The organism is Stenotrophomonas maltophilia, from assembly GCF_039555535.1.
Classification (GTDB): domain Bacteria; phylum Pseudomonadota; class Gammaproteobacteria; order Xanthomonadales; family Xanthomonadaceae; genus Stenotrophomonas; species Stenotrophomonas maltophilia_Q.
In genome coordinates, this window is record NZ_CP154630.1 from 4304285 (window position 1) to 4317524 (window position 13240).

General features: G+C 68.3%; 13 protein-coding genes. 6 read left to right on the forward strand and 7 right to left on the reverse strand.

Going from position 1 to position 13240, the window contains the following annotated elements; all coding sequences use genetic code 11:
• Nucleotides 1-87 precede the first annotated feature (87 nt).
• From AASM09_RS19775 to AASM09_RS19785, 3 genes are read left to right on the forward strand one after another with little or no spacing between them, the layout of a single operon-like run.
• On the forward strand, nt 88-678 hold the full coding sequence (locus tag AASM09_RS19775) for a Sua5/YciO/YrdC/YwlC family protein (RefSeq protein ID WP_080354994.1): 591 nt from the start codon (nt 88-90) through the stop codon (nt 676-678).
• Between the two features lie 43 nt (nt 679-721).
• Entirely contained in the window at nt 722-1411 is a 690-nt protein-coding gene (locus AASM09_RS19780; protein WP_049428924.1) for a DUF4124 domain-containing protein, read from the forward strand.
• 35 nt (nt 1412-1446) lie between these two features.
• Nucleotides 1447-2190, forward strand: coding sequence for a hypothetical protein (locus AASM09_RS19785; protein WP_100443700.1), 744 nt, complete (start codon nt 1447-1449; stop codon nt 2188-2190).
• Between the two features lie 115 nt (nt 2191-2305).
• Here AASM09_RS19785 and AASM09_RS19790 read toward each other — a convergent pair whose 3' ends face one another.
• A complete protein-coding gene (locus tag AASM09_RS19790) occupies nt 2306-3082 on the reverse strand; it encodes an SDR family oxidoreductase (RefSeq protein WP_019660789.1) in 777 nt (258 codons plus the stop codon).
• Nucleotides 3083-3193: 111 nt separating this feature from the next.
• Between AASM09_RS19790 and AASM09_RS19795 the strand changes: the two genes are divergently transcribed.
• Nucleotides 3194-3406: a hypothetical protein gene (locus AASM09_RS19795; protein ID WP_049427513.1), complete on the forward strand. Its 213-nt coding sequence runs from the start codon at nt 3194-3196 to the stop codon at nt 3404-3406.
• Nucleotides 3407-3526: 120 nt separating this feature from the next.
• Here AASM09_RS19795 and sppA read toward each other — a convergent pair whose 3' ends face one another.
• The 4 genes from sppA to AASM09_RS19815 form a co-directional block, all read right to left on the reverse strand.
• Nucleotides 3527-5449: a signal peptide peptidase SppA gene (gene sppA, locus AASM09_RS19800; RefSeq protein WP_049427515.1), complete on the reverse strand. Its 1923-nt coding sequence runs from the start codon at nt 5447-5449 to the stop codon at nt 3527-3529.
• Nucleotides 5450-5564: 115 nt separating this feature from the next.
• Entirely contained in the window at nt 5565-6929 is a 1365-nt protein-coding gene (locus AASM09_RS19805; protein ID WP_014038646.1) for an MATE family efflux transporter, read from the reverse strand.
• Nucleotides 6930-7224: 295 nt separating this feature from the next.
• Nucleotides 7225-7809 carry a DUF3106 domain-containing protein gene (locus AASM09_RS19810; protein WP_049427519.1) on the reverse strand — a complete coding sequence of 195 codons (585 nt, stop codon included), beginning with the start codon at nt 7807-7809 and terminating at the stop codon, nt 7225-7227.
• Nucleotides 7802-8806 (reverse strand): hypothetical protein, encoded by a 1005-nt coding sequence (locus tag AASM09_RS19815; RefSeq protein ID WP_049427521.1) that lies wholly within the window; start codon nt 8804-8806, stop codon nt 7802-7804. The genes AASM09_RS19810 and AASM09_RS19815 overlap by 8 nt, the downstream gene beginning before the upstream one ends.
• 413 nt (nt 8807-9219) lie before the next feature.
• On the opposite strand from AASM09_RS19815, the gene AASM09_RS19820 reads away from it, so the two are divergent.
• Nucleotides 9220-11397 (forward strand): primosomal protein N', encoded by a 2178-nt coding sequence (locus AASM09_RS19820; RefSeq protein WP_049427526.1) that lies wholly within the window; start codon nt 9220-9222, stop codon nt 11395-11397.
• 96 nt (nt 11398-11493) lie between these two features.
• Here the strand turns inward: AASM09_RS19820 and AASM09_RS19825 are convergent, their stop codons facing one another.
• Entirely contained in the window at nt 11494-12114 is a 621-nt protein-coding gene (locus AASM09_RS19825) for a glutathione S-transferase family protein (protein WP_049427522.1), read from the reverse strand.
• A gap of 79 nt (nt 12115-12193) precedes the next feature.
• On the opposite strand from AASM09_RS19825, the gene AASM09_RS19830 reads away from it, so the two are divergent.
• Nucleotides 12194-12385 carry a hypothetical protein gene (locus tag AASM09_RS19830; protein WP_152906551.1) on the forward strand — a complete coding sequence of 64 codons (192 nt, stop codon included), beginning with the start codon at nt 12194-12196 and terminating at the stop codon, nt 12383-12385.
• Nucleotides 12386-12419: 34 nt separating this feature from the next.
• Here AASM09_RS19830 and AASM09_RS19835 read toward each other — a convergent pair whose 3' ends face one another.
• The gene (locus tag AASM09_RS19835) at nt 12420-13199 is read right to left on the reverse strand and encodes an NYN domain-containing protein (protein WP_010481148.1); all 780 of its coding nucleotides are present in this window, start codon (nt 13197-13199) and stop codon (nt 12420-12422) included.
• Between the last annotated feature and the right edge of the window lie 41 nt (nt 13200-13240).

Here is a 13240-nt window from a genome sequence, read left to right on the forward strand (position 1 = left end):
CCATGCGTGGATGAGGCGAGTGCGGGCCAACGGTCCGCACCCACCCGGGTTGCAGGTTCCACCCCCTCTGCACGCTGCAGGGGGATAATGAAGGCCCACGCCGGGCCGGTCGCCGCCATGAAAGAACTCACGCTGGACTCTGCTGTCGCCACGCTCCGCGCGGGCGGCGTGATCGCCTACCCGACCGAAGCGGTCTGGGGCCTGGGCTGTGACCCTTCGCACGAAGCGGCAGTGCACACGGTGCTGCGGTTGAAACAGCGACCGATCGAGAAGGGCATGATCCTCGTTGCCGCCGAACTGCCTCAGCTGGAAGGCTGGGTGCGCCTGCAGGCGCTGCCGGATGCACGCCAACGCGCAGTACTGGCCAGCTGGCCCGGCGCCAACACCTGGATCCTGCCGGCCGGACCCCGTGCCCAGCCGTGGGTCACCGGAGAGCACAGCGGCATCGCCGTACGCATCAGCGCCCACCCGCTGGTGGCCGAACTCTGCCGTGCCTGGGGAGGCCCGCTGGTCTCCACCAGCGCCAACCTGGCCGGCGAGCCCCCAGCGCGCCGCCGCGAAGAACTGGATCCACGCCTGCTGCGCCTGCTCGACGGCATCCTCGATGGCGAAACCGGTGGCCTGGCCCAGCCCACCCCGATCCGCGACGCGCTCAGCGGCAACGTGCTGCGCTCCTGATCGGCCAATTGCGCTGCCCCGGACAATCACGCACCCTGCCTTCATGAACCTGCTGCGCACCGCCCTGGGACTGTGCCTGCTGCTGCCATCGATGGCACCGGCGGCCGAGGATGTGCGCGTTTACCGCTGCGTCGCCAGCAACGGTGCGGTGGCCCTGCAGGACACGCCCTGCAACAGCGGCCGCCAGGAAGTCCGCGACCTGCAGCGCCCGCGCGATCCAGCGCCGCGGGTGGTTCGCAGCGATGCTTCGCCCGCACCGCCGGACGAAGCTCCGGTGATGCGTGACCGCGAGGTCCGCCACGTCTACATCCAACCGCCGCAGCCGCTGTACGAATGCGTGCGCGACGACGGCCAGCGCTATACCAGCGACAGCAACGAGGGCAATCCGCGATGGGTGCCGTTGTGGACCAGCGTCTGGCTGCCACACGGGCATCGGGGCCCGGCCTACCCGGGTCCGCGCCCGGCCATCGGCACACCGATCGGTTCGCCCGTCGGCGAGGGTGCAGGTTACCGGCCGCCGGCAGTCGGCGTGGGCGTGCAGGTCCCGGCCGGCAGCGTGCTGGTGCGCGACAGTTGCCACGCGCTGCCGCCGCAGGAGGTCTGCGCACGCCTGCGCGACCGCCGCTGGGAACTGGATCGTCGCTACAACAGCGCACTGCAGAGCGAGCGCACCGCCATCAGCAACGAGCAGCGTGGCATCGACGCGCGCCTGTCACGCGACTGCCAGCGCTGAGCGCAGCCCGGCATCGCAGCCTGTACGCTGTAGGCATGAACAGACTGATCTGGCTGGCCCTGGCGTTGTTGCCCGGCACGGCACTGGCCGAAGCCGGCGTGGTGTACCGCTGCACGTCCAGCAACAGCGACATACCGACCCTGCAACGTACGCCCTGCCCGTCCGGAACCAAGCAGCAGGTGCTGCGCGTGCCCGAGCCGGCCAGTGCACAGCCGGCGGTGGTCGCCGCGCCCCAGGCACCAGCACCTGTTGTCACCAGGACGCCCGCCGCGGCTCCGACCAGGCCCGAAGCAGTGCCTGCGGCCGCAGCGGCACCAAGGCGCGCGGACGAAGGGCGCACCATCATGGAAGCGGGAATGGTTGAACGCGAAGGTGGCAACCAGATTCTCGACAGTGCGACCCTGCGCCGTGATGCCGACGCTCGTGCCGAAGCAGGCAACGGACCACCGAAGCCACCACTTCCCCCGATCTTCCAGTGCACCGACGGACAGGGTGGTAGCTATCTGCACGAGTACGAGGCATCACCCGGCCGCTGCGAACCGATGACGGTGCAGGGCCTGGGCGGGGTCACGCCGATGAACGCGGCCGGCTGCGAAGTCGTGCGCGACCGTTGCGAGGAACTGCCCGAAGCACAGCGATGCGGCAGCTGGCAGCAGCGCTTCCGCGATGCCCGCGGCCGTGAGCGCTTCGCCGCGCCGGAGAACCGCGAAACCGCGCGCGGAGAACGCGAGCGGCTGCAGGGCGTGCTGGAGGCCAGTACCTGCCCGGTACCGGGGTGACAGCGGCGGCATGGCCGCACCAGCCCAAGGGGTGGATCTGTTGTAGAGCCGAGCCATGCTCGGCTGCCGTTGGCGGAATGCAGCCGAGCATGGGCTCGGCTCTACAGCAGAGCGATCAGAACCCGTAACGCAGGAAACCGCCATCCACCGCGATGCACTCACCAGTGACATAGCTGGCGGCCGGCAGGCACAGGAAGCCCACGGCCGCGGCCACTTCCTCCGGCTCGCCAATGCGGCGCATCGGCGTGCGGTTGATCACTTCCTCGTAGTAATCCGGGTCCGACAACGGACCGGAGGTCCGCCGCGTGCGGATGTACCACGGCGCCACGGCATTGACCCGGATGCCATCCTCGGCCCACTCGACGGCCAGGTTGCGGGTCATCTGGTGCATCGCGGCCTTGGTCATGCCGTAGACCACGCCGCTGCGCACGTGGGTCAGGCCGGACACGCTGCCGACGTTGACGATCGACGAAGATGCGTGGCGAGCCAGCAGTGGATGCGCGTAGCGCGACAGCTCGAACGCCGAGAACAGGTTGGTCTCGAAGATCTTCCGCCATTCGTCCTCGGAATACTCCGTGGCCGCCTTGGTGACGTTGCCACCGGCGTTGTTGACCAGGATGTGCAGGCCATCGCTGTGGTCTTCCACCCAGTCCAGGATCTGGCGGCGGTCTTCGTCGTCGGAGACATCGGCGGCCAGCGCGTGCACCTGCATCTGCGGATACACGTCCAGCAGCTCGTCGCGCGCGGTCTCCAGCATGTCGATGTCGCGCCCGACGATCATCAGGTCAGCGCCGAAGCCGGCCAGTTCATGCGCGATGGCCAGGCCGATACCGGCGCTGGCGCCGGTAATCAGGGCCGTCTGGCCGTCCAGGCGCCACCGTTGCTGGGTCATGTGTCCTCCGGGGCCGCGCCCGCTGCATTTCGATGCGGCAAGGATACGCGCTCACGGTGGCCCCCTGCCGGGGATGCGACACTGCACCTACGCCCACCGCGGAGAGCCGCCATGCGCATCCTGACCCTGTCCTCGTCCCTGCTGGCCAGCGTGCTGCTGGTGGCCTGCCAGCGGCCGCCGACGCCGAACCCGGAGAAGCCACCGGTGCCCAAGGCGATGTCGCGCGCGATGCAGGAGCCGCTGGACCGTGCGAAGGTCGCACGGAAGGCCGTGGAAGAGGCCGCTGCACGCGAGCGCAAGGCCGAAGCCGACGCGACGCAATGACGGGTCGCTTGTGGGGTCAGAGCCCTTTTCTGAGCAAAGGGATCCGACCCCATGAACGAAAACGCCCGGCCGAAGCCGGGCGTTTCCAAGAGATCCACGCCATGCGTGGATGCTTTCCGATCAGAACCCGCAGAAGCAATACGCCAGCGCCTTCACCGGCGCGCCATTGCCCTTCTCGCGGGCCGCGTTCTCGACGAAGCGCAACTGGGTGTCCACTTCCGGCATCGTGCGCGCCAGCATCATCCTCGCCATGCCCGAGTCGGACAGCATCCAAGCACCGGCGCGGCTGCCGGCGAAACCGCTGACGAACTGCGCGAACGGCGTCGCCGCCTTCTCGATGTAGCGCACGCGGTAGGCATCGGCCTTGCCCAGCTTGGCACGGCTGGCGGCATCGGCCACGGCGTCCTTCAGGCCACCGAAGGCGTCGACCAGGCCACGTTCCTTGGCCTGCGCACCGCTCCACACGCGGCCACGGGCCACTTCATCGACCGCCTCGACCGGCTTCTTGCGGGCATCGGCGACGCGACCGGTGAAGTCGGCATAGCCCTTGTTGATCACCGTCTGGATGACCTGGCCCACGGCCGGGTCCATCGGGCGGGTGACGTCGAAGGCACCGGCGAAGCGGGTGGTGCCCACGCCGTCGGTATGCACGCCAATCTTGTCCAGCGCGCGGCTGAAGTTCGGCACCATGCCGAAGATGCCGATCGAACCGGTGATGGTCGACGGATCGGCGTAGATGCGATCGGCGTTCATGCTGATCCAGTAGCCACCGGAAGCGGCCAGGTCACCCATCGACACCACCACCGGCTTGCCGGCGGCCTGCAGCGCCACCACTTCGCGGCGGATCTGCTCGGAGGCGAACACTTCACCGCCCGGCGAATCCACGCGCAGCACCACGGCCTTCACGTTCTCGTCGTCACGCGCGGCACGCAGCAGCGCCGAAGTCGATTCGCCACCGATGCGGCCGGCCGGCAGGTCACCGCCGCTGATCTCGCCTTCGGCCACCACCACCGCCACCTGCGGACGCGAGTCCACCGGGTTGCGGCGCGCGTCGAGCAGGGCCAGGTAACGACCGAAGTCGACGTTGCGGAAACCGCCGTCGGCATCGTCGTCGGCCACCCCGCGCTCGATCATCAGATCCTCGAATTCCTCGCGGGTCTTCAGTGCGGTCACCAGCTTCTGCTGCAGGGCGAACTTGGCCAGGTCGCCACCGGCGGCGGCGATGCCTTCCGGCAGCGTGTCGATGCCGGCGGCCAGCTGTGCCGGATCCAGGCGGCGTGCCTTGGCGATGTCGGCCAGGTAGCGCTGCCACACATCGTTCATCCAGAACAGGTCGGCTTCCTTCGAAGCCGGCGACGCCGCATCAAGCACGTACGGCTCGGCGGCGGACTTGTACTCGCCCACCTTGAACAGGTGCACGTCCACGCCCAGCTTGTCCTGCAGGCCGGTGCGGAAGTACTGGCGGTAGCGGCCCAGGCCCTCGAGCACCACCGACCCCATCGGGTCCAGGTAGACCTCGTCGGCCTGTGCGGCCAGCAGGTACTGCGACTGGCCCATGCTCTCGCTGTAGGCCACCAGCTGCTTGCCGGACGCACGAAGGTCCTGCAGCGCCGCGGCCACTTCACGCAGCGAGGCGAAGCCCGACGGCTGCAGCTTGTCCAGCTCCAGCACCACGCGCTCGATCTTCTTGTCTTCCTTGGCCGACTCGATCACCCGCAACAGGTCGCGCAGCTGGATCTCTTCGGCGCCGTTGTCGCCCACCGCCTTGGCCAGCGCACGGCTGACCGGATCAGCGCTGAACTGCTCGACCAGGCGGCCTTCCGGCGCGATCACCAGGGTGGTGCGGTCCTGCAGCGATTTGCTGGCACCGGCGCCCATGCCGGCGGCGATGACGAACATCACCAGCAGCAGGAACAGCAGGCCGAAGAACACCAGGTTGAGAATCAACCGGCGGGTGAAGTTCATGACGTCCCACAGCCCGATGAAGAAACTGGCGACGGGATTGCGACGCGCCGGGGGCAGTGGGGGCACGGGTTGATTCATGGAGCGCTCCGGATGGCTTCTTGCCGTGGTACCAGCATAGCCGGTGCCGCGTGATGCGGCATCGGACACAAGTCAGGGGATCGCCCGCCATGGGTCGGCATGGCAGGCGGGAGGATCAGGACAGCATCGACTGGCCGATGCGCAGGCTGCTGCGGCGCAGGCGCCAGCCCATCAGGATGGCGGCGGCGGTCAGGCCGACGATCAGGCCGATCCACATGCCCTGCGGGCCCATGCCCAGGCCCAGGCCGAGCCCGGCGCCGAGCGGCATGCCCAGGCCCCAGTACGCGAACATGGCGATGAACATCGGCACGCGGGTGTCCTTCAGGCCACGCAGCGCACCGGCCGACAGCACCTGGATGCCATCCGGGAACTGGAAGGTAGCCGCGTACAGCAGCAGCGTCGAGGCCAGGCCGGCCACCGCCAGGTCGTTGGTGTAGACACCGACGATGGCGTCGTGGCCGAACAGCAGCACCGCCGCCGACAGCGTCTGCGTGCCCATGATGATCGCGTAACCGGCCCACGCCGCGCGGCGCACACCAAAGCCATCGCCGCGGCCGACCGCATGGCCGACGCGCACGGTGGTGGCCTCGGCCACGCCCATCGGGATCATGAAGCACAGCTGCGCCACGTTGATCGCAATCTGGTGCGCGGCCGCTTCATTGGCACCGAGGCGGCCGATGAGCAGCGCGGTGACGATGAACAGGCCGCCTTCCATCAGCACGGTGATGCCGATCGGCAGGCCGGTGCGCAGCAATTCCCAGATCGCCTTCCAGCGCGGCCCCTCGAAGTGCGAGAACAGCTGCAGGTGGGCGAAGCGCTTGGTGAACCACAGGTAGGTGGCGAACGCGATCGCCTGCAGCCACATCATCACCGCCGAGGCGATGCCGAGGCCCTCCGCGCCCATTTCCGGGAAGCCGAGCTTGCCGTTGGCCAGCACGTAGCCCATCGGCGCCAGCACCAGCAGGCCGCCGAAGCCGAGCAGCATGGTCGGCAGCGTCCAGTGCATGCCCTCGCTGAGGTAGCGCATGCAGAAGTACAGGGTCAGCGCCGGACCACCCCAGCGCACCGCATGCAGGAACGCGGTGGCACCCGGCACGATGTCCGGCGCGATGCCGAACGCCGGCAGCAGCGGTGGCACCACGGTGAGGAAGGTGAACATGATCAGGCCCAGGCCCAGCGCCAGCCACAGTGCCTGGCGGAACAGCGGGCCGATCTCGCGCTCGCGGCCGGCGCCATGCAGCTGCGACACCGATGCGGTAAGCGAGATCAGGGTGCCGATCGGGATCAGCATCGGCAGCCACAGCAGCGCCGTGCCGATGGTCACCGCAGCCAGGGTCGCGGTGGCGTGGTGGCCGGCAATCACGTTGTCGACGAAGGAGATCAGGCCGGTGGACACATGCCCGAGCACAAGCGGCAGGGCGAGCAGACCGGTGGCGCCGACTTCCTTGCTGAAGCGCGGCGTGGAGGTTGCAGTAGACATAAGGTGCTTGACGCGAACTACGGTTGCGCGCGAAGGGCACAGGCACCGGGTTGCGGCCGGTCATCTTACGCGCGCAACGCGCGCATTCCCATGACATGGCGTGAATGCCGGGTTCCGGCAGGCCCCGGCATCACGCGTTGCGATCGCGTTACCGGAAAAGACGCCCCCCTGTAGAGTCGACTGTCAGTCGACTGCTCTTCATACAGGACCGCGAAAACCCCGCGCTGCGCGCGGAAGTCGACTGACAGTCGACTCTACCCTGTCGAGGTTACCCGTCGACGCTACGCCTTCGGGTTTACTGGCCGGCCTGGCGCTTGAGCCAGGTGTCGCGCTCGGCGGCGGGCACGGCGAGGAACGCGCCACGCACCGTGTCGCGTTCCTGCGGTGGCGTGCGCTGCGCGACCAAGGTCAGCTGGGCCAGCTGCGCCGGGCTGAGCTGGCGCAGCACGGCCAGCGCGGCCTCGCGCTGTTCCGGTGGCACGAAGCCGAACAGGCCATGCAGCTTGGGGAACTCCAGTCCCAGCTGCGGGCCCAGCCGCCAGCCTTCACGGAAGGCCTGGTCCTGCGCCTGGAACTGCTGGCGCAGACGCTGCTGCTGGTCCGCCGGCAGCGCGTTGAACCGCGCCGCAGCCTGCCGGATGCGCTCCCGCTCGCTCTCCGGCAGGGCGCGCCAGGCCGCGTAGTCGGCTCGGCGCTGACGCTGCTGCGGAGCATCGAGCTGGGCAAACGATGCGGGCGCAGCAGGTGCAGCTGCCGGCGCTGGCGCGGCAGATGAGGTGGCCGGCACCGGCGGCGGCAATGGGACGTTCAAGGTCTGCGGCGCAGCGGACAGCGACAGCGGCAGGGCCAGCAGCAGGCTGGCGAATACGGTCTTATTCATCGGCAGCAGCGGTTTCCAGCGTGGCGCTGGCCGGCTCCGGCCGGCTCGGTCTGGATTGCGATTCATCCACCGGCAACGGGCCGCCCGCGGCGGTCCAGGCATACAGATCGGCATCAGCCACCAGCGGATAGTCGCGATCAGCCAGCATCGTGGCGTCGTCGGAGGCCTGGGCCGGGGTCGCATCCGGCGTAGCGTTGACCTTGCTCGGCGGAAGCGCTTCCACCGTGACCGGGCCAGCTTCACCCACGACGCCTTCCGGCAGAGGAGCATCGCTACCGGATGAATGTACTTGCCAGTAGCGCCAGCCCAGCGCCGCGGCCAACAGCACCGCCACCGTCACCAGCAGGATCACCGGACCGCGCCAGCGCGGCCTGGCATTGGGCCGCCGCCGCTTGCCCTGGGCGGCCGCACGATCATCGCGCTGCGGTGCGCGCCAACTGGTCGAGGGAGCTTCATTGCTGGCGGCTGGTGCAGCTGGCTGCTGCAGCTGCTGCAGGCGCTTGGCCGGCAGGTCGCGGATGCGCAGCTGCACCTGTTCGGCCAGCTGGCGCCAGGCCGACGCATCGGGCTGGCCATGTGCATCGCGGGGGCAGGCATCGGCCAGCAGGTGCTGGTAGCCCGCTTCGTCCTGATCGAGCACGCGCATGGCGATGCCCTCGTCCAGACTGCCGCCCACCCGCAGAAGGAGCGCCAAGCGTGACAGCGGCGCCATCTCGCCCAGCGCAGCCAACGGCGGCAACCACTGGCCGCCCACCGGCTCGCGCAGCGCCTGGCGCTGGCCCAGCAGGGTCCAGAAGCGGGTCGGCCACTGCGCCATCGGCAGGTCGCTGGCCACCGCGGCAAAGGCGCGCATCACCGCCACCAGGGTCTGCTCGGCACGCGCGGCGTCGCCGCACTGCAGCTCAGCCACCACCAGGGCGCGGCGCTCGACGCCGCGCAGGAACGCCGACAGCGCGCCGGCCGCGGTCGAGGAAACAGGGGCGGGCACAGCCGTCATCGGTCACTCCAAAGGTCTGCCAGCATGATAGCGGCAGCCCCTCGGCACCCGTAGGACTTGCGCCCAAAGGCACTTCGTGCTGCAGGTTGTGCACAGCACCACGCCCGCCTCGGGGAAAACTGCGGCATCCAGCTGAATTCACTCTGTTTCAGCAATGTTTCACACTCAAGTTGTTGATTTTGAATGACTTTGAAGTGTGGCGATTTTTTGACCAACCCAAGCGTGAGCTCGTCGCCATCGGCCTCCTGCGTTCCCGTCGACCGGTAACGCACAACGTTATCCACAGAACATGTGGATAAGACTGAATCTCCAATGGACACCGATATTTAGGTGACATTTATGATTCAACGGGGGCTCCCCGGCCGCCTCCGCCCCCTGCCATTCGCGCGCGCATGGCCCGTTACACTGGCCCGATGCTTTCACCCATTCCGACCCTGCAGGTCGCCCTGCCCGTCCCGCTGCCACGCCTGTTCGACTACCTGTCGCCGGAGGGCGATGGGCCCACGGTCGCGGTCGGCTGCCGCCTGAAGGTGCCGTTCGGCAACCGCGAGCTGGTCGGCGTGGTGGTCGGCCACGGCCAGACCGATGACGGCCAGGGACTACGCCAGGCCCTGGCGTGGTGCGACCCGCAACCGCTGCTGCAGGGCGAGTTGTGGCAGAGCCTGCAGTGGCTGGCGCGCTACACCCATGCGCCGCTGGGCGAGGTGCTGAGCACCGCCCTGCCGGGCCCGCTGCGCCATGGCGACGCCCTGCCCGACACCCACCACTGGGGCTGGCAGCTGACCGCCGAAGGCCGCGCCCAGCGCGAAAAACTGCGTGCCGGCAGCCGCCCCCGGCAACTGGCCGAACTGCTGGCCGACGCCATCGTCGATGAAGACGTGCTGGGAGAACGCATGGACGACTGGCGCACCGCCGCGCGCAGCCTCGCCAAGCGGGAACTGGCCGAGCGCGTAGCGCTGAGCGTGGCGCCGCAGCACGCGCAGCCACTGCCCGGCCCCACCCTCAACCCGGACCAGGCCGAGGCCGTGGCGGCAATCAACGCAGTCGAGGGCTTCCAACCGTTCCTCCTGGATGGCGTAACCGGCAGCGGCAAGACCGAGGTCTACCTGCAGGCCATCATCCACTGCCTGGCGCAAGGCAGGCAGGCGCTGGTGCTGGTGCCGGAAATCGGCCTCACCCCGCAGACCCTGGCACGCTTCCGCGGCCGCCTCGGCATCGCCGTGCATGCCCTGCACTCGGGATTGAACGACAACGAGCGCGCGCGCGTCTGGGCAGCGGCCTCCCGCGGCGAAGCGCGGGTCATCGTCGGCACCCGCTCGGCGGTGTTCACGCCACTGCCGCAGGCCGGCCTGCTGATCGTCGACGAGGAACATGACGGCAGCTACAAGCAGCAGGATGGCATCCGCTACCACGCACGCGATTTCGCCCTGGTGCGGGCCAAGGCGCTGGGCATCCCGGTGCTGCTGGGCAGCGCTACGCCTTCATTGGAAACGCTGCACAACGCCTATGCCGGGCGCTACACCCACCTGCGCCTGAAGCAGCGTGCCGGTGATGCGCGGCCACCGCGCGTGCGCATCCTCGACGTGCGCAAGCGGCCGCTGCACGATGGCCTGTCGGCCGATGTGCTGGCCGGCATCAGTGAGCACCTGCAGCGCGGCCAGCAGGTGCTGGTGTTCAAGAACCGCCGTGGCTACGCACCGGTGCTGCTGTGCCACGACTGCGGCTGGACCGCACCGTGCAACCGCTGCGATGCGCCGATGACCGTGCATGGCGGCGGCCGTCGCCTGCAGTGCCATCACTGTGGCGCGCGGCAACCGGCACCGCTGGCATGCCCCGCGTGCGGGAGCCTGGCGCTGCAACCGCAGGGCATCGGCACCGAGCGCCTGGAAGAGCATCTCACCGCCGCCTTCGCCGATTTTCCGGTTGTGCGCATCGACCGCGGCACCACGTCACGCCGCGATGCACTGGAACAACAGCTGGCGAAACTGGGCGACCAGCCCGGCATCCTGGTCGGCACGCAGATCCTGGCCAAGGGCCACGACCTGCCCAAGCTGACCCTGGTGGTGGTGGTCGGCATTGATGAAGGCCTGTTCTCGGCCGACTTCCGCGCCAGCGAGAAACTGGCGCAGCAGCTGATCCAGGTGGCGGGCCGTGCGGGTCGTGCACGTGATCCCGGCGAGGTCTGGCTGCAGACCCATCACCCCGGGCATCCACTGCTGGAAACGCTGGTCAGCGGTGGCTACCACCCGTTCGCACAGGCCGAATTGAACCAGCGCCAGGCCGCCGGATTCCCCCCCTTCGCGCATCTGGCGCTGATGCGCGCCGAAGCGCAGCAGGTGGAGCATGCCAATGCGTTCCTGCTGGCAGCGCGACAGCTGCTGGGCGAGCAGAACGTGGTGGAGGCGTATGGGCCGATGCCGGCGCCAATGCCGCGGCGCGCCGGCTACCAGCGCACGCAGCTGCTGCTGTCTGCCGTGCACCGGCCGCCACTGCACGGCGTGCTCGGGCAGCTGGTGCCACAGCTGTACGCGCTGCCGGAAGCACGCAAGGTGCGCTGGTCGCTGGATGTGGATCCGACGGATCTGTATTGAGGGGTCAGAGCCCACCCGTCGGGTGGGATCCGACCCCGCGGTATTGGGGTCGGATCCCTTTTCGCAGAAAAGGGCTCTGACCCCGAACGCTCTCGCTTAGGTCAGCGGCGACATCACGCCGCGCTGGTAGGCGGGACGCTGGCGAAGGCGGGCGTACCATTCGGCCAGGTGCGGAAGCTCCGGGCGCTGGATCGGCAGTTCGAACCAGGCGTAGATCAGCGAGCCCAGCGGGATGTCACCCATCGCGAATTTTTCGCCCGACAGCCACGGCTGCCTGGCCAGGGTGGCATCGGCCATCGCCAGGTAGTCACCGGCACGGACGATGGCCGCGCTGATCCGCGCTTCGTCGCGGTCGGCCGGGGCGGTGCGCATGATGCCCCAGATCAGGTCGCTGTACAGCGGCGCCATCCGCGAGGTGCTCCAGTCCATCCACTTCTCGGCCTGGGCGCGCTCCATCGGGTCTTCGGCGTACAGCGTGCCCAATGCGTAGCGTGCGCTCAGATAGCGCACGATGGCGTTCGATTCCCACAGCGGCAGGCCGTGGTCTTCGATCACCGGTACCAGGCCATTGGGATTCATCGCCTGGTATTCCGGCGTCTGCGTGCCGCCATGGCTGCCACCGACTTCGATGGATTCATACGGCAGACCGATCTCCTCGGCACACCACAGTACTTTGCGGACGTTGCTGGAATTGCGGCGGCCCCAGATCTTCAACATTGCGGATTTCCTTGCCTGCAGCGGTGCGCCACGGTGGCGCGGAAACGCTACGATACGCCCATCCACAGGGAGAGACGACGTGACTGCATGGGATGCTTTGAACTACGTTCTGCTGGCAGCAGGGCTGGGGATGCTGGTGCTGGGCTACCGCCGCTCCAATCGCAATCTGCTGCTGTGTGCGGGCCTGTTGCTGCTGGCCTTCAACGGCGTTGAGGATTTCGCCGCCGGGTTCGCCGACGGCTATGCGAATTCGGAAGCACGGGTGATCTGACCCGTTTGGGTGATGTGCCGGCCAGTGGCCGGCACTACCGGTTCTTTTTTGGCAGCGCGCGCACGTAGGACGACTTGCCGTCCTTCTTCAGCTCGAACAGGCCGATCGCCGCCAGCAGATCGCTGAGCTTGCCGTAGCCGTAGTTCCGCGGGTCGAACGAGGCCTGGTTGCCGATCTGGCTGCCGACCGGTCCCAGGTGCGACCAGCCATCCTCACCCTCGGCCGAGGACACCGCGCGACGCAGCATCTTCACCAGCCGCGTGTCGCTGCGCATTTCCGCACCACTCTTGCGCGGCCGGGCATCGTCGTTGGCCACCGGCTCATTCGATGCCTGTTCGCTGGACGCCTGTTCGGTATCCGGCACGCTGGCATGGGTCTGGCCCAGCGCTTCCAGATAGGTGAATTTCGAGCACGCATTGACGAAGGGCTCCGGCGTCTTCTTCTCGCCGAAGCCATACACCTTCACGCCATCGGTCAGCAGGCGCATCACCATCGGGGTGAAGTCGGCATCGCTGGACACGATGGCGAAGCCGTCCAGATTGCGCGCGTACAGCAGGTCCATGGCATCGATCACCATCGCCATGTCCGAGGCGTTCTTGCCCTTGCTGTAGGCGAACTGCTGGATCGGGCGGATCGCGTATTCGTGCAGCACGGCTTCCCAGCCCTTCAATCGCGGGCTCTTCCAGTTGCCGTAGGCGCGGCGCACGTTGGCCACGCCGTAGCGGGCCACTTCGGCCAGCACTTCGTCGATCTTCGAGGCCGGCGCGTTGTCGGCGTCGATCAACAGGGCGATGCGCTTTTCCGGTTCGCTCATGGACTCCTCGCGGGCGGTTGCCTGAACCCGAGTATCGCCGA